The sequence below is a fragment of the Malaciobacter mytili LMG 24559 genome (assembly GCF_003346775.1).
In the GTDB taxonomy this organism is placed as follows: Bacteria; Campylobacterota; Campylobacteria; order Campylobacterales; family Arcobacteraceae; genus Malaciobacter; species Malaciobacter mytili.
In genome coordinates, this window is sequence record NZ_CP031219.1 from 1,187,238 (window position 1) to 1,210,579 (window position 23,342).

Consider the following 23,342-nt stretch of genomic DNA (forward strand, 5'->3'; position numbering starts at 1 on the left):
GGCTTAAGTTCTTTTAATGCATATGAATTTTCATTCACTCTTAACAAAAAATATACTATTATTAAGTCAGATTTAAATTAAAAGGTAAACCATTGTCTGCAAAAGAGTTAAAAAAGAATAATATTATTGAAAATGCACTAAAGTTATTTTCTAAAAAAGGCTTTTATAATACTACTATTCCTGATATAGCAAAAGCCATGAAAATGAGTGTTGGAAATATGTACAATTACTTTGCATCAAAAGAAGAATTAGCAAAATATGCAATTAAATATTCTACAAATATTTTAGCAAATCAGTTAAAAGAGATTAATCATAAACAAATTTCATCAAAAGAAAAAATCTTTTTATTTACAAAACAATATTTGGAAAATGTAAAAAATTCTCCAGAAGTAATTGAATACTTCTTAAGAGTATATCTTTCAAATAGGGAAGTTTTTGCACAAGGATGTGAAGGTTTTTTATGTGTAAGTGAATTTGTAACAGAAGTTATGATATTACTTGATGAAGGTGCACAAAGTGGTGAATTTAGAGAGCAAGAGTTTTTTACTGCTTTTTCTATGATTATGGGATGCCTTGGTGGTTTTGCATTCTTAAGTGGAGAAAAAGTTTTAGATAAAGACTTAATTGAATATTCTAATTCAATTTCTGAAAATATTTATAGAGCATTAAAAAGTGATAAGGCATAAACCAAAAGTTGTTTGGATTCAAGCAATAACATGTAATGGTAATACACACTCTTTATTAAGTTCAAACTATAGTAGGTTTGAACTTTTTTTAAATAGTTTTGATTTTTTTTATCATCCTTCTCTTACTACTCAAAATTCATTAGAAGATGTTTTTTCTTTAAAAGAAATAGATTTTTTATTAATAGAAGGTGCAATAAGTTCTAATAAAGAATTTTATTCAATTTCTAATAATGATACTTTAAGTTTACTTGAAAAACTAGCAAATAAATCAAAATATATAATATGTGTAGGTTCTTGTGCTTCTTATGGTGGAGTTCATGCAAAATTTGAGGAAAATAAGCAAATAAAAGGGGTAAGTGATTATCTTATTTCATGGAATTTAGAAAAAATAAAACACCCTATAATTAATCTTACAGGCTGTCCTGTACATCCTGAATGGATACTTCAAACTCTTTTTTCATTAAAACAAAGAGAAACTATAGCCTTAGATGAAAATAAAAGACCAAAAGAGATATATTATGGTTTAGCTCATCATGGCTGTACTAGAAATGAGTATTTTGAATGGAAAGTTGAAGCAAAAAGTTTTGGAGTAAAAGAGGGATGTTTATTTTATGAACAAGGTTGTAGAGCTCCTATGACACATAGTAATTGTAATAGAATTTTATGGAATGATGTAAATTCAAAAACAAGAGCAGGTATGCCCTGTATTGGTTGTACAGAATTTGATTTTCCAAGAAATAATATGCTAGAAACTAAAAAAAATATTGGTATTCCAATGGATGTACCATTGGGAATTAATAAAAGAGCATATTTAACCCTAACAGGGGTTGCAAAAACTTTTAAAATAGATAGACTAAATAAAAAATTAATTGAGTAGAAAATGAAAACAGTTGATATAGTTGAAAGAATAGAAGGTGAAGCAAAACTAGTATGTTCTTGGAAAGAAAATAAAATTTCTGATGCAAGAATTGAGTTTTTAAATTTTAGAGGTTTTGAGTATATTTTACAAAATAAACCTATTTTAGATTCATTAGTATATACACCAAGAATTTGTGGAATTTGTGGACAAGCTCATCTAAAAGCAACTGTTGAAGCTTTAGAAAATATTTATGAAAATGTAAATGAAGCTTTAGTTATTACAAATAAAGCAAAATTATTAAGAGAAATAGGTTTAAATATAGAAATTATTGATTCCCATATTAAATGGTTTTATATGTTTATTATGCCTGATATTGCAAAATTATCAAATGATATTAAATATAATAAATATGAACCTTTAAAGGGTTCTTTATGGTTAAATGCTTCAAGAGTGGCTAGTGAGACTATTAAAGCAATAGCAATAATTGGTGGACAATGGCCACATACTTCATATATGATACCTGGTGGGGTTATGAGTGATCCCACACTATTTGATTTAACTTCAATGCAAAACTATTTAGAACAAGCAATTATTTTTTTTGAAAATACTTTAGGTGGTATAGATTTTGAAGAGTATTTAGCTTTTAGCAATATGGAAGATTTTCTAAAAACTAATGGTTCTTTAATTGATTTTAAAAATATAGCTTTTAAAAATAATTTGGAAAAAATTGGTAAAGCCTATGATTCTCATATAGTTTTAGGTTCTAGCTCTTTATTTGAAAGTGGAAAAATTAAAATAAAAAATATAAGTAAAATAGATAGCTCAAAAATCTCTGAAAGTAGTATAAATACTTTTAAAGTTAATATTTCAAAAAAAGAAAATGAATATACTTGGTCAAAAACAGCTTTATATGCCAATGAATTTTATGAAACAGGTCCTTTATCAAGGGCACTAATTTCAAATAGAAAATTTATAAAAACTATACATAAAGAGTATCAAGATAGTGTTTTTACAAGAGTATTAGCTAGGATGGATGAATTGGCACATCTTTTATATACTACTAAAAAATTAATTTCAAAAGTAGATACTAGTGAACCTTCTTTTATAAAACCTAAATATTCTTTAAATGATATTGAAACTGCAATAGGTAGTTCTTTTATAGAAGCTTCAAGAGGCTCATTATCTCATAAAGTAGAAGTAAGTAAAGGATTAATTAAAACTTATGATGTAATTACTCCTACTGTTTGGAATTTGGGACCTGGAATAAAAGATAAATATGGAGTTGCACAAAAAGCAATTGTTGGTTTAGATTCTATATCAAAAGCAGAAATAGTTTTAAGAAGTTTTGATATATGTTCTGTATGTACTACACACTAATGCCACTATTTTTGTGAATATTTGAAACACTAATTTAAATATAAAAAATAGTTATCTTTCCTATAATAAATACAAATAATAAAACCCTTTTATCTATTTTATGGTGCTTTTTGAAAAATAAGTTTTCAAAATACCCATAAAATGCTACTTTGATGCTACTTTTAATTAAAAGTAACTAAAAAAATTAAGTTTTAGATAAGTCTTTAATAGATATTTTTCCTTTAGTAAATGAATGTTCATTTTATATTGTCAAAAGGAGAGATATATGGTAGATTCTCAAGATATGGTAAAAAAAGTTTTTACCCAAAAATCTGCAAGAATTGATACAAATAAAGGTGAGGAGTACTACAACTGCTTATTTGAAAATGCAAAACAAAGAATATCTATGCTACAAAAACAGCCAGCATTAAAAGACATAGATATGATAGATGTAATTGAAAGTGAAGGTATTAATAGAAGAGATTTTATGAAGTGGGTTAGTGCTACTACAGCAACACTTATGCTTCCTCCTATGTTTGAACCTTTAGTTGCACAAGCTACAGAGCTTATGAATAGAGTTCCTGTTGTTTGGATTGAGTTACAAGACTGTGCGGGGAATTCTGAAGCACTTTTAAGAAGTTCTGCTCCTACAGTTGATGATTTGCTTTTTGATGTGCTTAGTTTAGAGTTTCATGAAACACTACAAGCTGCTGCTGGACATGATGCTGATAGACAACTTGAAGAAGCGGTTGAACACTTTAAAGGAAAATATTTACTATTTGTTGAGGGTGCTATTCCTATGGCAAATGATGGTAAATATGGAACTATTGGTGCAAGTGGAGAGACATTTCATGAACATTTAATGAGAATGTCAAAAGATGCAGCAGCAGTTGTTGCGGTTGGTACATGTGCTACTTTTGGAGGAATTCCAGCTGCTGCTCCTAACCCAACAGGTGCTGTTGGAGTTATGGATTTAGTAAAAGGTAAACCTGTTGTAAATATTCCTGCTTGTCCTGCAAACCCAGCTAATATGGTTGGTGTTATTTTACACTTTGTTTTAACTGGTCAAATCCCTGAATTAGACTCACTTTTAAGACCCAAATTTGCTTTTGGATATAGAATTCATGATAACTGTGAAAGAAGAGCACACTTTGATGCGGGTGAATTTGTTGAAGAATGGGGAGATATAGGTGCACAAAATAATTGGTGTTTATATAAAGTTGGTTGTAAAGGACCAATGACTTTTAATAATTGTTCTATTATAAGATACAACGAAGGTACAAACTGGCCAGTTGGTGTTGGTAGAGGTTGTATTGGATGTAGTGAACCTGACTTTTGGGATAAATATGCTTATGAAAGACCAATGGCAAATGCAAATATTAAAGCTCCAACTGGTGGAGTAGAAAAGACTGTTGATGAGTTTGGTCTTGGATTATTAACTGCTACAACAATTGGTATTGGACTACATGCAGTTGCAAGTGCAATTGCTGGTAAAAAATCAGAACAAAATGAGGAAGAATAAATATGACAAAAAAACATTTAGTAATTGATCCAATCACAAGAATTGAAGGACATCTTAGAATTGAAGCAATCATTGATGAAAATAACGTTGTAACTGATGCCTATGCTTCTTCTACTATGTTTAGAGGTATTGAGGAGATTTTAAAAGGAAGAGATCCAAGAGACTGTGGACTTTTAGCTATGAGAATTTGTGGAGTTTGTACAGGTACACACTACCAAAGAAGTATAGAGGCTGTTGAGCATGCTTTTGGTATTACAATTCCAAAAAATGCAAGACTAGTTAGAAACTTAATGCAAGGTGCTTTATATGTACATGACCATATTGTTCACTTCTATCATTTACATGCACTAGACTGGGTAGATATAACAGAAGCATTAAAAGCTGACCCTAAAAAAGCAGTAGCAGAAGCTCAAAAATGGGCAAGTGTATCAGGTGAACTTCCATTTAATGCAAGTGAAGATGTATATAAAGAAGTACAAGAAAGAGTAACAAAATATATTAAACAAGGAAGACTTGGAATTTTTGGAAATGCTTATTGGGGTTCAAAAGGTTTTAAATTAAATCCTGAGCAAAACTTAATAGGACTTTCTCACTATTTAGATGCATTAGAAATTCAAAGAGAACTTGGAAAAATGATGGCTATATTTGGAGGGAAAAATCCACATCCACAATCACTTGTTGTTGGTGGGGTAACTTGTGTTCAAGATATTAAAAACCCTTCAAGAATTGCTGAATTTAAACAAATTCTTAAAAAAGGTAGAAAATTCTGTAAGCAAGCATATTTACCTGATGTTTATATGGCTGGAACTATGTATGCAGATGAAGCCTTAGAAGGTATTGGTGGGGGAATTGGAAACTTTATGTCTTATGGAGATTTTAATTTAGATGATTTACCATTTTATAAAGCTTCTAAACTTTTCCCATCAGGAATTGTAAAAAATAAAGATTTATCAAAAGTTTATGAATTAGACCAAACAAAAATTACAGAAGATGTAACTCATGCTTGGTATGAAGGGAACTCAAATTTACACCCATTTGATGGTGAAACAAAACCAAATTATACAGGTTTTGGTAAAAAAGAGGAAAATATTGCTTATTTAGATACTAAAAATAAGTATTCGTGGATTAAATCACCACTATATGATGATGAGAGAATGGAAGTTGGTCCACTAGCAAGGATGATTGTAGGAGTTGCAAAAGGTGATGAAAGAATTACTAAATATGTAACTACATTCTTAAAAAATGGAAATTTACCAACAAAAGTATTATTCTCAACAGTTGGAAGAACAGCTGCTCGTGCAATAGAGACTGAACTTATGGCTGATATTATGATGCAATGGTGTGATGAATTAGCTTCAAATGTTGCCCATGGAGATTTATCTACTTGGACAGAATTTGATTTTGACAAAGTTTCAAAAGATGCACAAGGTTATGGAATGGCTGAAGCTCCAAGGGGAGGATTAGGACATTGGGTTAAGATTAAAGATGGAAAAGTTGTAAATTATCAAGCAGTAGTTCCTTCAACTTGGAATGCAGCACCTAGGGATTATAAAGGAAGACTAGGGGCATATGAGTCATCTTTAATTGGAACAAAAGTTGCTAATGTTGAGCAACCATTGGAGATTTTAAGAACAGTACATAGTTTTGACCCTTGTATTGCTTGTGCGGTTCACTTAATTGATACAAAAGGGAAAGAATTAGGTGTTTATAAAGTAGATCCAGTAGGGGGATGCCGTGCCTAAATTTAAAAGGGTTGAGAGAATGACTCCAATCATGCGAACGATTCACTGGATGAATGCGATTTGCATGGTTGTTGCAGTTGCAACTGGGTTATATATCGGATATCCATACTATCAAACATTAATTGCAGACCCTGCAGTTGATAAGTATGTTATGGCTTGGAATAGATGGGGACACTTTATTGCAGCAATTATTTTTGATGTTACTGCAATTTTAATTGGGTATCTTTATTTATTTTCAAATTTTGAAAAACCATATAAAAAAATACTTCCAACAAAGAAAAACTTTATTGAATTTTGTGAAGTATTTTTTAACTTAATGACTTTTAATAGAAGAAAAAAATTTGACTCATCACATAGTGATAGTTACAATATTATGTTTTTTACTCTATTTCATATTTTGTTAGTATTTATGTTACTTACAGGATTACAACTATATGTACATGGATTAGGTTCAGGACATAGTTCAATTGGAGCTTGGTGGCCATGGATTTTACATTTAAGTACAGACTGGACATTAAGTGTATTTGGTGGAAATATGGGAGTTAGAATTGCACATCATACAACAATGTATTTACTAATTATGTGGGTAATGTGCCATATTTATTATCAAATTTGGAGAACTATTTTCTGGCAAGAAGGTGATATTGCAATTGTATTTAGTGGATATAAATTTGCTAAAAATAAAAAAACAGAAGATAAATAAAACTTAAAGGCATAAGCCTTTAAGTTTTAATAGATTTTATAAAAATAGAATCTATTAAGACTTAAAAAAAGTGAGAATTAATGAAAAATATTGTGATTGGGGTAGGGAATCTACTTTTTAAAGATGAAGGTGTAGGTATTTATGCATCAAAATATATTGAAGAAAATTATAAGTTTGAAGGCAATTTAGAGATTATTGATGGTGGAACATTAGGGTTTAAACTAATGAGTTATTTTCAAGATTACGATAATGTAATTATTTTAGATACAGTTTCTATTGAAGATAAAGTAGGGGGGATATATAGACTTCCTTCTGATGTTTTATTAGGCTTAGGTAATTATAGAAAAACAGCCCATGAAGTTGAGATTGTTGAGATGTTAGAAATTTGTTCTGTTTTAAAAAAACATGCTCAAGTTACTATTATAGGTATTATCCCTCAAGATATTGAAAAAGTTGAAATTGGTTTAACAAATGAGATTGAACAAGCCTTTGAAGGTTTTATAAATACTGCAATAACTGAAATAGAATCAATTGGAGTAAAAGCTTTTAAAATTAATAATAAATCAATAAAAGATATTGCACAAGGACTTATTGGAAGTTATAATGGGGAACATTTAAGTAGAGTACCAAATGAAGAGGATATTAGATATGCAAATGTTTTATAAAATTGAGTTTAATAATACAAATGAATATTTTATAAATCTTATACAAGAACAAATATTTGAAGATAAAATAAATATACAAATAAAAAAATATGAAAAATTTATTATATTACATATAAATGATAGCGAAGAAAAAATAACTGAGTTTTTTCAAAACTTAGAAAAAAATCTTCCCTTATCAATCTTTTTAAAAGGTGCTAGTTTTATAGAAAAAATACCTGAAGAATTAAAAGAGTTAAGCTTAGATAACCTACAACAAAATATCTCTTTATCAAATAAAGAAATTTTAAAATTAGTAGAAAATAGAACTGTTGATTTTACAAATGAGATAAAACAGTTAAAAGAAGGTAAAATTATTGAGCTTTCTACTTCAAATGGAATAAAAAAATTTTCATTACCAAATAAGGAAAATAGAATAAAACTTCAAGAGGAAAATGAAGTTAATCTTTTTGTTTCAAATATAAATGCTATATCCTCTTTATTGGAGTGTTCTTCAAAGGATTTACAACTTTTATGTTCAATTGAAAGACCACTTGTAAAATTAAAGTTTAACTTTTTACAAAATAAGGATTTACAATACTCTTGTATCTCTTTTATTTATACAAAACTACCTGATGATAAACTTACTTTTGAATTTGCTCTTGCACTAAAAGAAGAGGGGATTGATTTTTTAATTTATAGTGATTTTAATGTAATGCAAAAAGATATACAAGTTACATATTTTAAAGATGAAAATATAATTATTAGAGGAGATAAAACTCTATTTCCTAAATATGATATTCAAGATAAAAAGGTTTATAACTCATCAGATGAGTTTTTCTGTTTAAATGGTGGAATATATAAAACTATTATAAAAAAAGAAAATAAAAGAAGTTCAAATTCAATTGGAGTATATTTTTCATATAATAGTGAAGAAAGTAAAATAAGTTTAAATCTTCCAACAAAAGGAATAAAAGATATTGTATATATTCCAAATATAGAAAATTCTATTAGTTCTTGTATGGAAGATATTGCTTCTATGGATGAAAATACTGCAAGATTAGTGGAAAACTATAAGAAAAAATTTCCTTTATATTTTAAAAAAGATTTAGATCAAAATACAAATGGATTTGTATCTATTTTAAATTTTATTGCAGTTATGCTTGGTATGAAAGACTATAAAGAGTTTGAATCTTATGCTCATTCTTATAATTCAAAAAGTGGAATACAAATAGATATGAAACTTTTTAAATATAAAGATAAAAATTATTTAGATTATAGAAAAATTGCCCACTCAATTTTTAGCTATAAACTTGCTGATGTTGATAATGCTCTTTTAGCTTTTTCATTTTATGAAAGTTTAAGTGAGTTTATAAAAAATAGTATTGAAGAGATAAATAAAGATATTGAAAGTAAAAATATAATTTTATGTGGAGATATAATAGTAAATTCTATTTTACTTTCTAAGTTGGATAAAGAATTATCAAATAATTTTACACTAGTAATTCCAAAAAATTATCCAATTGATTATTAAAGTGGGTTAAAAATACTCACTTAAAAGTAAATTAAACCAAAAAGTATTATTTTATAACCAGTTAAGATTAAGTTTGGTAAACTTTTTTTAACTGTTTATAGGAATATGAACAACAAGGAAATGTTGAGACCAAACCTTTTAAAGTTTGGTTTTTTTTGAAAATGACATATGAATGACTATTCATTTATTTTATTTTAAAAGTTTATGAGTATTAAGGGGAGAAATACTTTTAAAAAATAAATGACCGTTCATTTATTTTACTTTAATTTAAAGGAAGTATTTTGAAAACAACTGATTTATTTAGTAGGTTATCAAAGAGATTATCAAGTTTAGAAAAACTTCCAAAACTTGATGATAAAAAGTCAATACCTTCAGTTTTAGAAGAAAAAGGTATTAACAGAAGAGAGTTTATGAAATGGGCGGGAGCAATGACTGCTATGCTTGCACTTCCTGCAAATTTTACTCCATTAGTTGCTAAAGCTGCTGAACTTAGTGATAGACTACCAATTATTTGGCTACATATGGCTGAATGTACAGGTTGTTCGGAATCTCTACTTAGAACAGATGCACCAACTATTGATTCACTTATTTTTGATTATATCTCTTTAGAATACCACGAAACTTTAATGGCTGCTGCTGGATGGCAAGCTGAACATAATTTAGAGTCTGCTATTGAAAGATATAAGGGGCAATATATTTTAATGGTAGAAGGTGGAATACCATCAGGTGAAAATTCTTTTTATTTAACTATTGGTGGTCATGGAAAAACAGGTGAGCAAAATGCAAAAGAGGCTAGTGAGCATGCTGCTGCTATTTTTGCTATTGGTACATGTTCTAGTTTTGGTGGAGTTCAAGCTGCAATGCCAAATCCAACAGGAGCAGTTGCCTTATCAAAAGTTACAAATAAAACTGTTATAAATGTACCAGGATGTCCTCCTAGTGAAAAAAATATTGTTGGTACACTTCTTCATTTTATTTTATACGGTACATTACCTGCACTTGATGCTTACAATAGACCAAAATGGGCATATGGATTAAGAATTCACGATTTATGTGAGAGAAGAGGAAGATTCGATGCTGGTGAGTTTGTTGAAGAGTTTGGTGATGAGGGTGCAAAAAAAGGTTATTGCTTATATAAAGTAGGTTGTAAAGGACCTTATACTTTTAATAACTGTTCAAAAAATAAATTCAACTCACATATGTCTTGGCCAATTCAAGCAGGACATGGTTGTATTGGATGTTCTGAACCTGACTTTTGGGATACAATGGGACCATTTGAAGAACCAGTTGCAGATAGATTATATGATACTGTATTTGGTGGTTTAGGTGCTGATGCTACTGCTGATAAAATTGGAGTAGGATTATTAACTGTTACAGGTATTGGGATTGCTGCACATGCTGCAATTTCTAAATTTAAAAACCCAAAAGAAGATGAGGAGTAAAAAATGGCTAATAAAAGACTAATCGTTGATCCAATTACAAGAATTGAAGGACACTTAAGAATTGAAGTTGAAATCGATGAAAATAATGTAATTCAAAAAGCTTACTCTTCTTCAACTTTATGGAGAGGTTTAGAAACAATTGTAAAAAATAGAGATCCAAGAGATGCTGGATTTTTAATGCAAAGAATCTGTGGTGTTTGTACATATTCACATTATAGAGCAGGTATTGAAGCTGTTGAAGATGCTTTAGGTATCGTTCCTCCTTTAAATGCAAAATTAACTAGAAGTTTAATGAATCAAGCTCTGTTTTTACATGACCATATTATTCATTTCTATCATTTACATGGACTTGATTGGGTAGATGTGGTATCTGCACTTAAAGCTGATCCTGCAAAAGCTTCAAAAGAGGCTTTTAAATATGCAAAATATCCAATTGCAACAGGTGAAAATGATTTAAAAGCTGTACAAGATAAAGTTGCATTATTTGTAAAAAAAGGACAATTAGGCCCTTTTGCAAATGCATATTGGGGACATGAAACATATAAATTAACACCTGAACAAAATTTAATTGCCTTATCACACTATTTAAAAGCTTTAGAAATTCAAAGAGAATTAGCAAAAATGATGGCAATTTTTGGAGGAAAACAACCACATCCACAAAGTTTAACTGTTGGTGGAGTTACTTGTATTATGGATTTATTAGACCCTTCAAGAATGGGTGAATATTTAACTATTTTTAAAATGGCTCAAAATTTTGTTGATAATGCTTATTATGCAGATGTATTAATGGCTGCAAAAGCTTTTAAAACAGAACCTTCTGTTGTACAAAAAAGAGGGGTTATGAACTTTATGTCTCATAAAGAGATGCAGTTAAATAGAAGTGAGTTCTTATTTGATACAGGTATTATTATTAATGGTGATATATCAAAAGTTTATCCAATTAATGAGGATTTAATTACTGAAGAAGCAACACACTCTTGGTATAAAGATAATCAACCATTACATCCTTATGAAGGAAAAACAAATCCAAATTATACAGGTTTTGTAAATAGAGATACAATTGGAATGGATGGAAAAGAAATTCATTCTAAATCAATTGATGAAAAAGGAAAATACTCTTGGATTAAATCACCAAGATATGATGGAAAACCAATGGAAGTTGGTCCTTTAGCAGCAGTTTTAGTATCTTATGCTAGTGGAAATAAAAAAATTAGAAAAGTAGTTGATGAGTTTTTAGCACTATCAGGACTTCCTGTTGAAGCATTATTTACTACTTTAGGAAGAACAGCAGCAAGAATGCTTCAAACAAAAGCAATTGCTGATAATGGATTAGAAGCATTTACAACTTTAATTGAAAATTTAAAAGTTGATCAAGAAACTTATACTTCTTATAAAATTGATAAAGATAAAGAGTATAAAGGAAGATTTATTGGAGACGTTCCAAGAGGTATGTTATCTCACTGGATTAGAATTAAAAATGGAGTTGTAGAAAATTATCAAGCAGTAGTTCCATCAACATGGAATGCAGGTCCAAAAGATGCAAATGGTTTAATAGGACCATATGAATCAAACTTAGTAGGAATGAAAGTTGCTGATATTTCTCAACCATTAGAAATTATTAGAGTTATTCATAGTTTTGACCCTTGTATTGCTTGTGCTGTTCATGTAATGGACACTAAAGGTAATGATTTAGGTGTTCATAAAGTAGACCCAATTTATGGGGCAATCTGCTAGGAGCTTGCTATGATAAAAAAACATTATGAATTTTCTTTTTGGCTTAGGGTTACGCACTGGGTTAGAGCTATTGCGATTATAATCCTAACTGCAAGTGGTTTTTATATTGCCTATCCATTTATAGCTCCTGCACATAATGGTGGTGAGCCTGTAAATTTTTTAAATGCATTATTTAGATCTTGGCATATAATTTTTGGATTTTTACTAATTGCTGTTACTATTGGTAAATTTTATCTATTTTTCTTTGATAAGCAAAGTCATATTGAAAGGGCTTCTTTTAAAGATTTTATTAATCCAATGGTATGGATTAAACAGATAAAATATTATCTATTAATTGGTAAACATCCTCATGGAAAAGGGGTTTATAATCCTTTACAATTTATGGCATATGTGGGAGTTTATATCTCAATAATAGTTATTTCATTAACAGGATTAATTTTATATATACATGTGTACCATGAAGGTATGGGTGGGTTTTTATATGAAATCTTAAGACCTATTGAAGTATTACTAGGTGGTCTTGCTTGGGTTAGAGAATTACACCATATTGCAATGTGGATATTTATTATTTTCCTACCTGTACATATTTATCTTGCTATATTTAATTCAGTATATGGTAAATCAGGAGCAATGGACTCAATTTTTAGCGGATATAGATGGATTAAAAAGAACGAAAAATGAATATCTTAATTTTAGGTATTGGAAATATCCTTTTTCAAGATGAAGGGATGGGAGCACATTTTATTCACTATTTAGATGAAAAATATGAATTTACTAGTGAAGAAAATAGTGTAAGTATAGTAGATGGTGGAACATTAGCCCATAGGCTAATTCCACTAATCGTTAAATATGATTATATAATTGTAATAGATTGTATTGATGCTCTTAATTCAAAAGCTGGAGATGTATATTTCTTTGATTTTGAAAATACTCCTAAAGAGATTGATTGGCAAGGAAGTGCACATGAAATTGAGATGCTTCAAACACTTAATATGATAAAAATGAATGGTGATTTACCTAATACAAAAGTTTTAGGAATTATTCCTAAAAGAGTTGCTGATGATACTACTTTTGAATTAAGTCAAGAGGTTATAATTGCAACTTCAACTATGGAACATACTATTATTGAACATCTTAAAGATTTAAATATAACTTGTAATATTAAAAATAAAGATGTAACTATTACAGATATAGCAGAAGTTTCTTATAAAAGAGAGATTATAAATGGTCCTAAAATTTAATTTTTTATATAACTCAAATAATAGTAATTTATTATTTTTTTTAGAAAATATAGTTAATCAATCAGCTTTAGAGTATAAACTTTTAAAAAAAGAAGCTATTGAACTATATGTACAAGGAAATGAAGAAGAGTTAATCTCTTTTTCAAATGAATTAAGTTCATCTTTACCTATGTCAATTTTTTTAAAAAATAGTACAGCAGAAGTTGTACCACAAATACCAACTGAAGAAAATACTACTTTTAAATTAGAAGAATTAAACTTGCCATTTTGCTCTTCATGTTTAAAAAAAGTAGAAGATTCTACAAAACTTGATAATTTTTACAATCCTTTCGTATCATGTACTATTTGTGGTACAACTTGTGATGTAAAAGAGTTGAAACTTTTAAAAAATAATATCTCAATTGAGATAAAAGATAATAAAGAACTTTTTGAAAAAGTTGCAAGTTTAATAAATGAAGATAAAAGTATAAAAATTAAAACTTTATCAGGTGAGTTTATATTTAAAAAATTTAATCCTTCTTTAGAAAATAATACAATACTTTGTACAAATCTTGAAAATATTTCAAAAGTTTTTGTTGCTTCAAAAGCTGAAGTAGTTGCCCTTGCAAGTATTGAAAAACCTTCAATAGATTTAAGAATAAATGAAGTATTTAAACTATCAAATAATGTAAAACAAGAGATTTTAAATGTAAGATTTGTAAATGATTTAATTTTATATTTAATAAGTAAAGAGTTAGAAAAATATAATATTGATTTTTTAAGTTATGATAAAACTTCTTTATATGATTATGAAGTAACTTTTGAAGGAATAGTTAAACCTTTAGATATTTTAAAAGTTAAAATTTTAGAGAATGATACTGTTATTTTAGAATCAAATTCATATGATAAAACTTTAGATACTATTTATTCAAAATTTAAAGAAGAATCAAAAGGTCATTTTATGGTACTTTTACATGAATATGATTTTTATGAAAAAGCTATTTTAAATTTTTATTCTTCTTCAAAAAATGATGATAATATTATTTTATATTCAAAAGAGATAGATGGTTTTTTAGATATTGTAAAATATGAACTTCCCCAATCAATAAATGAAATTTTTGAGACTTTAAAAAGTGATGAAGTAGCAACTAGATTAGTTGATAATTATAAAAACAAATTTCCAAATGAGTATGAAATAGCTCTTTCTTGTGATATTTCTTCTTTAAAAGAAAACTCTATTTATTCATATTGGAAAATTGTTTCTGTTATTTTAGGTTTTACTTCTAAAATAGAACAAAATAATATTCTTTTAGAAAAAGCAATGGCTTGCGTTTTAGAAAAGGGACCTAGAATTGATTATAAGTTAAAAGAATCTGATAAGATTTTTAATAGAAATTTTTTATTATATAAATTAATTCAATCTGGAATGAGTTTTAAATTAGCAGGAGTTGATGATAATACTTTAGCTTTAGGGTATATTGAAAGTTTTGCTCATTATATTGCAACTTTAGTTGATGATATAAATAATGAAGTAACTTTAGATGGTATTAGTTTAACAGGAGATATTTTTACAAATACCTTAATTTCAAAATTGGTACATAAAAGTATTACTAAAAATTTTAAAATATACTATAATAAGGACTTCGTAATACAAAAATAAGAAGTTTTGATGGTAAAAAGTGTTTTAGTTAAAGTAAAAGGAATAGTTCAAGGAGTTGGATTTAGACCTTATGTTTATAATCTTTGTATATCTTTAAATCTATTTGGGTGGGTTAATAATGATGAAGAAGGTGTAAATATAGCTTTAGAAGCAAAAGAGAGTCTAATAGAAGAGTTTTTAAATACTTTAAAAAACTCTCCTCCTCCTCTTGCTAAAATTGACTCAATAAAAATTTTACCTAAAGAGTTTGAAGATTTTAAATGCTTTGAAATTAGACAAAGTGAAAATAATTTTAATAAATCTACAATAATCTCTCCTGATATGGCTATTTGTCAAGATTGTATTAATGATATAAATGATAAAACTAACCCTAGATATAACTATGCTTTAACTAATTGTACAAATTGTGGACCTAGATATTCTATTATAAATACTGTTCCTTATGATAGAGTTAATACTTCAATGAGTAAATTTGAATTGTGCTCTTTTTGTAAAGAAGAGTATATAAATCCTCAAAATAGAAGGTATCATGCACAGCCTGTTTGTTGTGAAAAATGTGGACCTAAAATAGAACTTTTTAATAATAAAAATAAAAAATTAAAGGAAAATTATACTGCAATTGAAGAACTTGCAAAGCTTATAAATCAAGGTGAAATTGTTGCAATTAAAGGAATAGGTGGTTTTCATCTAGTTTGTGATGCAACAAATGATAAAGCAGTTTTACAATTAAGAAAAAGAAAAAATAGACCTTCTAAACCTTATGCTGTTATGTTTAAAGATATTTTACAAGTAGAGAAGTTTGCTAATTTAAATTTAAAAGAAAAAGAAACTATTTTATCAAAAGAGAAACCTATAACTTTAGTAAATAAAAAGCAAAACTCAATTTTAAGTTCTTTTGTTGCACCAAACATTGATAGACTAGGTTGCTTTATAGCTTATACTCCTTTGCATATTTTACTATTTAGAAATTTGAAAAACCCAATAATTGCAACAAGTGCAAATTTAAAAGATGAACCAATAATAAGAAGTAAAGAAGAACTAATTGAAAAACTAGGAATGGTTGTTGATTATATTTTAGATTTTAATAGAGAAATAATAAATGCAATTGATGATAGTGTAGTTCAAATTGTGGATAATAAACCTTTAAAGTTAAGAAATGCAAGGGGATATGCTCCTACAAGTATTAAGCTAGAAAAAGTACAAAATAAGAAGATTTTAGCCCTTGGTGCAAATCAAAAATCAACTATTGCAATAGCTTTTGAAGATAATTTAGTTTTATCTGCTCATATTGGAGATTTAAACTCTATTAATTCAGTTGAATATTTTATAAGAACAATTGATACTTTTAAAAGATTTTATGATTTTAAACCAGAAATTTTAGTATGTGATAAACATCCAAGCTATGAAAGTACAAAGTGGGCATTAGCTCAAAAAGATATAAAACTTATTCAAATACAACATCATTATGCACATATTTTAAGCACTATGGCAGAATACAAACTTAAAAAGGAAGTTTTAGGTATTTGTTTTGATGGTACTGGTTATGGTGATGATGGTAATATTTGGGGTGGAGAGATTTTTATTGCTTCACAAAAAGAGTATAAAAGAGTTCATCACTTTAAGTATTTTAAACTATTAGGTGGAGAAATTGCTGTAAAAGAACCAAAAAGAATAGCTTTATCTTTACTTTTTGAAAGTTTTACTTTGGAAGAAGTATTAAACTTATCTCATCCTTTAATAAAACAGTTTTCTATAAATGAAATTAAGATGTTTTATACTATTTGGCAAAAAAACTTAAATGCTCCTCTTACAAGCTCACTAGGTAGAATCTTTGATGCAATTGCCTCCTTTGCAAATCTTATGCATATTCAAACTTATGAGGGAGAAACAGGTCTTTATATAGAGAAATATTATAATAAAAATATAACTGAAGTTTACTCTTATAAAATTGAAAATGAAGATATTGATATTTCTTTAATGATAAAAGAGTTATTAAAAGATACAGAAGTTGAATATATTTGTAGTAAATTTATTAATACTTTAGTAGAAATTATTTTAGATATTTCAAATAAATATAAAGATTTACCCCTTGTCTTAACAGGCGGAGTTTTTCAAAATAAAACACTTTTAGAAAAATTAATTTATAAATTAAAAGAAGAAAAAAAAGAATTTTATTATTCAAAAGAAATACCTTTAAATGATGCAGGAATAGCCATAGGACAGCTGTATTCTCAACTATTATAAAATATTAAATTTATAAAAAGTTTCAAAAAGTAGTTTAAAAATTGCCTTTTTTAACTTGATTTTAGATAAAATCTAGCTTTTAATATTTCATAAGGTTGGCTATGAAAACAGCAAGATTTAGTAGAATAGGTTTTATTCTTGCTGCAGTAGGCTCTGCAGTAGGATTAGGAAATATATGGAAATTTCCATATGTAACAGGTGAATATGGTGGTGGTGCATTTGTATTAGTATATTTAATTACAGCACTATTTATTGGTATTTTTGTTTTAATTGCAGAATTACTTATTGGTAAAATGGGTCAAAGTGATGCTGTTTCAATGTTTGAAAATCTTGCAACTAAGCATGGCAAGATATGGAAACTAGCAGGTTTTATTGTTGTTTTACCATTGATAATTCTTTCATATTATTCTGTAGTAATTGGATGGATTTTTCATTATATAGTAATTTCATTTAATAACTTACCAACTACTGTAAAAGAATCAACTGATAATTTTTTAACACTATTAACTGCGGATTATCAAACACAGCTTTTTTATCATACTGTAGTATTTGTAATAGTAACTGCTATTATTTTAAAAGGTATAAAAGATGGAATTGAAAAAATAAATAAAATTTTAATGCCATTACTTGGTGTTATTTTAGGTATTTTGTTTATTTATTCAATCAATATTGATAGTTTTTCAAATGCGGTACATTTTATGTTTGACCCAGATTTTTCAAAACTTAGTTCAACTGCTATTGTTGTTGCTATTGGGCAAGCATTTTATACATTATCTTTAGGTATGGGTATTATTATTACATATGCTGCTTCATTACCAAAACAGTCAAATATTGTTAAATCATCTATGATTATTGCAGTTATTGATACTGTTGTTGCAATAGTTGCTGGATTAATTATCTTTACTTTATTATTTGATAAAGGTGCAGAATCAACAAAAGGTGCAGGATTAGTATTTATTTCATTGCCTTCTGTATTTTATGAATTTGGAAATGCAGGGCAATTTTTATCAATATTATTCTTTGTTGCAATTGCTTTTGCTGGACTTACTTCTGCAATTTCAATGATGGAACCAACAGTTTTATATCTAATTGAAAGATTTAAAATGACAAGAACTAAAGCTGCAATGATTTGTAGTCTTTTCTTTTATTTATTAGGAATAGTAACACTATTTTCAAATGTTAATGAATATTCAGAGATGTTAAAAGTTGGAGAAAAGAGTTTCTTTGACTGGGTTGATTTTGTATGTTCAACAATTTTAGTACCATTTGGTGGTATTTTAGTTGTGGTTTTTGTTGGATATTTTATGGATAAAGAAAAAATCAATGAAGAACTTATTCCTTTAATGGGAAAAACTTTTGTAAAGATTTGGTTCTTTATGGTTAGATATATTATTCCTGTTGCACTTGTAGCAGTTATTTTAAATGAAACAGGTATTTTTAAATTCTAAGAGCTTTTGCTCTTAGAATAAACTTATAAACTTTTGATTTTTCTTTCTATAACGATAGCTCCAAATGGAATTAGCGAATACACAAATAATTGAAAACCAAACCCTTTATCCCATTTATATTTAGAGATTGTTATAAATAAAGCAATTGCAAAAAAGATAAATAAAACTCCATGTGCCATACCTACAATTTTTACAGGATATGGATTTTCTCCTAAATATTTAATTGGCATAGCAATAAATAAAAGTATTAAATAAGATAATCCCTCAATTAATGAAATAATTCTAAAAGTATTTAACATTTTTTTCCTTTAATAAAAGTTTGCGTATTATAGTGAAATTTCCTTTATATTATTTCTATGTCATTTCTATGTCATTTTTTTATAAAAAAAATTATTTTCTTATAATTGCTATCTTATTGCTATGTTTTTTTGTTAATATAAAATATATACTTAATTTAAAATATTATGAAAAAATTAAGTTATAGTATATAAAAAATTAATTTAACGCAATTTATAAGTTAAAAAAGTCATTTTAAAGTCTTTTATTTTATAAGTTAATCTTATAAAATAAGTTTTAGTAATGTATATTATAAGGGGAAATGTATGAACTTATTTAAAAACTTAAACATAAGGGCAAAGATATTATCAATAGTTATAACAACTGTATTAATTATTGCTATTATTATTGCTATGAAAGCTATCTATTCAATTGAAGTTTTAACTCAAAAGAATATAGAAAACTATGAAAAAGAAGCCTATGCTCAAAAAGAGATGGAATTAAGAAGCTATGTGTCAATGGCTGTTAAAAGTGTAAAAAGTTTCCATGAAAGAACATCAAAAGAGAAAATTCAAAAGCTTGTGGAAGAGGAGCTAAATAAAAATACAGATTTTTTATTTTCAATTATAAATGACCAATATGAAACTTATAAAAATAGATTATCAACAAATGAGTTAAAAGCGAAACTTATAGAAATAGTTGAAGCTACAAAATTTGGTGAAGATGGATATTTTTTTATAAATGATTTTTCAAATAATATGGTTGCTCATCCAAATAAAAGTTTAGTTGGTAAAGATTTTTCAAATGTAAAAGATAAAAATGGCGTATATTTTGTAAAAGAGATGACAAAAATAGTGGAAAAATCAAAAGAGGGGTTTATTTCATATGTTTTTAATAAACCTGGAAGTACACAGTTAGAAACAAAAATTTCTTATGGAAGAATTTTTGCTCCATATAATTGGGTAATAGTAACAGGAAGATATTTAGATAATTTAGATGAAGAGATGCAAAAAGCAGCTTTAAGAAATTTATCTGAAATGAGATACTCAAAAGATGGTTATTTTTGGGTAAATGATTCAAATTATGTTTTACTTATGAATCCTAATAATCAAAAAAATATTGGGAAAAATATGAAAGAATCACTTGATTCAAATGGAAAAAAATATTTTCAAGAATTTGTACGAGTAGCAAAAGAGAAAAAAGAGGGACTTGTTAAATATTATAAAAATAAACCTGGTGAAAAAGTTGCTAAGCAAAAATTCTCATATATTGCTTATTTTGAACCTTGGGATTGGATTGTTGGAACAGGAACATATATTGAAGATATTGAAAATAATATTGCTAAAATGATTGAGCGTTCAAATGAAGAGATAAATAGTGTAATTTTACAAATAATAATAATCTCTATTATTGTAGTAGTTTTAGTTTCTTTAATTATTTCATATATTTCAAATAAGATTTTAGTTACTCCTATTGAAAACTTAAAAGAGGGACTTTTACAATTTTTTAAATTTTTAAATAATGAAACAACTGAGGTTAAACAATTAGAAGTATATGCAAATGATGAAATAGGGCATATGTCAAATGTAGTAAATGAAAATATTAAAAATACTAAAAGAGTAATTGAAGAAGATAAACAAGTAATTGCAGAAGTTTCTAATTTAGTTGAACATATAAGTTCAGGAGAATTATCTGGAAGAATAACAAAAACAAGCTCTAATCCTTCAATAAAAGAGTTAATCTTAGTATTTAATGATATGATGCAACATCTTCAAGATATAGTAAAACACTCTTTAAATGTCTTAAAAAAATATCAGCAAAATGATTTTAGAGTTGAAACAACTATGAAATGTAGTGGTGAAATTTGTGATTTAATGAATGGTATTAATGATTTAGGACATACAATTAGTGAAATGTTAGTTGAAAATAAAAGAAATGGTTTAACATTAAACGAATCAGCAAAAGTTTTACTTAGAAATGTTGATATTTTAAATAGTTCATCTCAAGAATCAGCTTCAAGCCTAGAAGAAACAGCAGCAGCTCTTGAAGAAATTACAGGAAATATTAGAGAAAATGTAAATCATATTCATACAATGAGTCAATATGCAAATGAGTTAAATAATTCTTCAAAACAAGGAAATGATTTAGCAACAAAAACTTCTGTATCTATGGATGAAATTGATTCTCAAGTTATGGCTATAAATGAAGCAATTACAGTAATTGATCAAATAGCTTTCCAAACAAATATTTTAAGTTTAAATGCAGCTGTTGAAGCAGCAACAGCAGGAGAAGCTGGAAAAGGGTTTGCTGTTGTTGCACAAGAGGTGAGAAATTTAGCTTCAAGAAGTGCAGATGCAGCAAAAGAGATAAAAGATTTAGTTGAACATGCAACTTTAAAAGCAAATGAAGGTAAAAATATTGCTGATGAGATGATAAAAGGATATTCATTATTAAATGAAAATATCTCAAAAACAATAATTTTAATAGAAGATGTTGCAAATGCAAGTAAAGAGCAGCAAGTTGGAATTGAGCAAATAAATGATGCTATTGCAGATTTAGATCAACAAACACAGAAAAATGCAAATGTTGCTATGAAAACTAAAGATATAGCTTCTCAAACATCTTCAATTTCTCAAAAAATTGTAGATAATGCTGATGCTAAAGAGTTTATAGGAAAAAATGAAGTAAAAGCTTTAAGCTTATAATTTATTTAAAATAGATATCTTTTAAGAGTGCTTTACAAATTGGCTTTGAAAAGTTATATTTGAATTCGCACTCTTTTAAGTAAAAAAAGAAATTGTCTTTAGTAATCCCTTTATATTTTTTTAAATTTTCTCTTAAAAATCTCCAAAAATCTTTTAGTGGTGTTGTATATGAGTTTTGAGATTGTAATTTATGCCATTTTAAATATCTTTCAAAGTTTTCATCTGGTTCTTGTAAAGGTAGCTTTGGAAGCGAAGGCATAAGCAGGGTATAAACTCTATTATTACAATAAAACCCAATTATATTAATAGCATCATATAAACTTTTATGTCTTTTTTGTAGTTGCTTTTCATTAAAATAATAAAACTCTTCATATGAAGTGCTATCTTGAATAGAAGTGTGATAAATATCTTCAAGATAATTTGCTATTAGTCTTCTAAAAATATCATATCTATTAGAAACAGTTCTATAATTAATTTGAAAATCATTTGAAACTTGAAGTGCAGAGATGTCTTCACAAAAAGCCTCTATAATATTTATATCCAATTGTAATTTTTTTAAAGAGAATTTTTTATTGCAATCTTTGCATTTTCTATAGTTATCTTTTAAAATATATAAGGTTTTACTATTGCAATATGGGCAGTTTGTTACTTTCATATAATTATTATATCAATTTTAGTTCAAAAAGTACATAAGCGTTGAATGAAATTTCATAAATTTTAAGAAAAAATAAGTAAACTAATGAAAATGAACAATTATTCAGAAGGATAAACAATGTGTAAAGATTGCGGTTGTAGTATAACAGACCATCACCATAGCCATGAGCATCATCATAACCATGAACATGGACATCATCATGAACATAATAGTGCAAGTCATCAAGCTGCACATGAGACTTTACATCATAACCCACAATTAAATGATAGTAAAACAATCTCTGTAATAAAAAAGATATTAGATAAAAATGACCATGAAGCAGGTCATAATAGAGCACATTTTGATAGTCATAAAGTTTTAGGAATAAACTTAATGAGTAGCCCAGGAAGTGGAAAAACAACTCTATTAGAAAAATTAGCAAATATTGCTGATTTTAAATATGGTGTTGTAGAAGGTGATTTACAGACAAATAAAGATGCCGATAGATTAAACGCAAAAGGTATAAAAGCAGTACAAATACAAACAGGAAGTGCTTGTCACTTAGATGCTTTTATGGTGCATAAAGGTTTACATGATATGCCTTTAGAAGAGCTTGATGTATGCTTTGTTGAAAATGTTGGAAATCTTGTATGTCCTGCCTCTTATGATGTGGGAACTCACTTAAATATAGTATTGGTTTCTGTTCCAGAAGGTGAAGATAAAATAGCAAAATATCCAGTTATGTTTAGATGTGCTGATTTAATTCTTTTTACAAAAACAGATTTGCTTCCTTATTTTGATTATGATATTGAAAAAGAAAAAGAAGTGGCAAGAAAATTAAAACCAAATGTTGATATTTTAGAAGTAAGTACAAAAGATGAACAGACTTTAAAAGCAGTAGTTGAGTGGATAAATTTTAAAAGAAAGATGAGATAA

19 protein-coding genes are annotated in these 23,342 nt (G+C 27.5%); 17 read left to right on the top strand and 2 right to left on the bottom strand.

The window, feature by feature from the left end:
- Positions 1–92 precede the first annotated feature (92 nt).
- The 15 genes from AMYT_RS06035 to AMYT_RS06105 all read left to right on the top strand — a co-directional run bounded on the left by AMYT_RS06035 (position 93) and on the right by AMYT_RS06105 (position 18,791).
- A complete protein-coding gene (locus AMYT_RS06035; RefSeq protein WP_114841653.1) occupies positions 93–686 on the top strand; it encodes a TetR/AcrR family transcriptional regulator in 594 nt (197 codons plus the stop codon).
- Positions 673–1,563 carry an NADH-quinone oxidoreductase subunit B family protein gene (locus tag AMYT_RS06040; RefSeq protein ID WP_114841654.1) on the top strand — a complete coding sequence of 297 codons (891 nt, stop codon included), beginning with the start codon at positions 673–675 and terminating at the stop codon, positions 1,561–1,563. The genes AMYT_RS06035 and AMYT_RS06040 overlap by 14 nt, the downstream gene beginning before the upstream one ends.
- Before the next feature lie 3 nt (positions 1,564–1,566).
- Positions 1,567–2,922: a nickel-dependent hydrogenase large subunit gene (locus AMYT_RS06045; RefSeq protein ID WP_114841655.1), complete on the top strand. Its 1,356-nt coding sequence runs from the start codon at positions 1,567–1,569 to the stop codon at positions 2,920–2,922.
- A 265-nt stretch (positions 2,923–3,187) separates the two neighbouring features.
- Positions 3,188–4,423 carry a hydrogenase small subunit gene (locus AMYT_RS06050; RefSeq protein ID WP_114841656.1) on the top strand — a complete coding sequence of 412 codons (1,236 nt, stop codon included), beginning with the start codon at positions 3,188–3,190 and terminating at the stop codon, positions 4,421–4,423.
- Between the two features lie 2 nt (positions 4,424–4,425).
- The gene (locus AMYT_RS06055; RefSeq protein ID WP_114841657.1) at positions 4,426–6,165 is read left to right on the top strand and encodes a nickel-dependent hydrogenase large subunit; all 1,740 of its coding nucleotides are present in this window, start codon (positions 4,426–4,428) and stop codon (positions 6,163–6,165) included.
- Between the two features lie 19 nt (positions 6,166–6,184).
- Positions 6,185–6,868: a cytochrome b/b6 domain-containing protein gene (locus tag AMYT_RS06060; RefSeq protein WP_114841658.1), complete on the top strand. Its 684-nt coding sequence runs from the start codon at positions 6,185–6,187 to the stop codon at positions 6,866–6,868.
- Between the two features lie 80 nt (positions 6,869–6,948).
- Positions 6,949–7,533: a HyaD/HybD family hydrogenase maturation endopeptidase gene (locus tag AMYT_RS06065; protein ID WP_114841659.1), complete on the top strand. Its 585-nt coding sequence runs from the start codon at positions 6,949–6,951 to the stop codon at positions 7,531–7,533.
- Positions 7,517–9,043 (top strand): Kae1-like domain-containing protein, encoded by a 1,527-nt coding sequence (locus AMYT_RS06070; RefSeq protein WP_114841660.1) that lies wholly within the window; start codon positions 7,517–7,519, stop codon positions 9,041–9,043. Before AMYT_RS06065 ends, AMYT_RS06070 begins: the two co-directional genes overlap by 17 nt.
- A 281-nt stretch (positions 9,044–9,324) precedes the next feature.
- Positions 9,325–10,485, top strand: a complete 1,161-nt coding sequence (locus AMYT_RS06075) for a hydrogenase small subunit (protein ID WP_114841661.1) — start codon at positions 9,325–9,327, stop codon at positions 10,483–10,485.
- A 3-nt stretch (positions 10,486–10,488) separates the two neighbouring features.
- A complete protein-coding gene (locus AMYT_RS06080; RefSeq protein ID WP_114841662.1) occupies positions 10,489–12,219 on the top strand; it encodes a nickel-dependent hydrogenase large subunit in 1,731 nt (576 codons plus the stop codon).
- 9 nt (positions 12,220–12,228) lie between these two features.
- Entirely contained in the window at positions 12,229–12,900 is a 672-nt protein-coding gene (gene cybH / locus AMYT_RS06085) for a Ni/Fe-hydrogenase, b-type cytochrome subunit (protein ID WP_114841663.1), read from the top strand.
- Positions 12,897–13,460, top strand: coding sequence for a HyaD/HybD family hydrogenase maturation endopeptidase (locus AMYT_RS06090; protein WP_114841664.1), 564 nt, complete (start codon positions 12,897–12,899; stop codon positions 13,458–13,460). The genes cybH and AMYT_RS06090 overlap by 4 nt, the downstream gene beginning before the upstream one ends.
- A complete protein-coding gene (locus AMYT_RS06095; protein ID WP_114841665.1) occupies positions 13,444–15,099 on the top strand; it encodes a hypothetical protein in 1,656 nt (551 codons plus the stop codon). The genes AMYT_RS06090 and AMYT_RS06095 overlap by 17 nt, the downstream gene beginning before the upstream one ends.
- 9 nt (positions 15,100–15,108) lie before the next feature.
- Positions 15,109–17,343: a carbamoyltransferase HypF gene (gene hypF, locus AMYT_RS06100; RefSeq protein ID WP_114841666.1), complete on the top strand. Its 2,235-nt coding sequence runs from the start codon at positions 15,109–15,111 to the stop codon at positions 17,341–17,343.
- A gap of 101 nt (positions 17,344–17,444) precedes the next feature.
- Positions 17,445–18,791, top strand: a complete 1,347-nt coding sequence (locus tag AMYT_RS06105; protein WP_114841667.1) for a sodium-dependent transporter — start codon at positions 17,445–17,447, stop codon at positions 18,789–18,791.
- Positions 18,792–18,814: 23 nt separating this feature from the next.
- Here AMYT_RS06105 and AMYT_RS06110 read toward each other — a convergent pair whose 3' ends face one another.
- Positions 18,815–19,090, bottom strand: coding sequence for a DUF3817 domain-containing protein (locus tag AMYT_RS06110; RefSeq protein WP_114841668.1), 276 nt, complete (start codon positions 19,088–19,090; stop codon positions 18,815–18,817).
- A gap of 303 nt (positions 19,091–19,393) precedes the next feature.
- Here AMYT_RS06110 and AMYT_RS06115 point away from each other — a divergent pair, with 303 nt between their 5' ends.
- Entirely contained in the window at positions 19,394–21,772 is a 2,379-nt protein-coding gene (locus AMYT_RS06115; RefSeq protein ID WP_114841669.1) for a methyl-accepting chemotaxis protein, read from the top strand.
- A gap of 1 nt (position 21,773) precedes the next feature.
- Here the strand turns inward: AMYT_RS06115 and AMYT_RS06120 are convergent, their stop codons facing one another.
- Positions 21,774–22,427: a hypothetical protein gene (locus AMYT_RS06120; protein ID WP_114841670.1), complete on the bottom strand. Its 654-nt coding sequence runs from the start codon at positions 22,425–22,427 to the stop codon at positions 21,774–21,776.
- Between the two features lie 117 nt (positions 22,428–22,544).
- Here AMYT_RS06120 and hypB point away from each other — a divergent pair, with 117 nt between their 5' ends.
- Positions 22,545–23,342 (top strand): hydrogenase nickel incorporation protein HypB, encoded by a 798-nt coding sequence (gene hypB, locus AMYT_RS06125; protein ID WP_114841671.1) that lies wholly within the window; start codon positions 22,545–22,547, stop codon positions 23,340–23,342.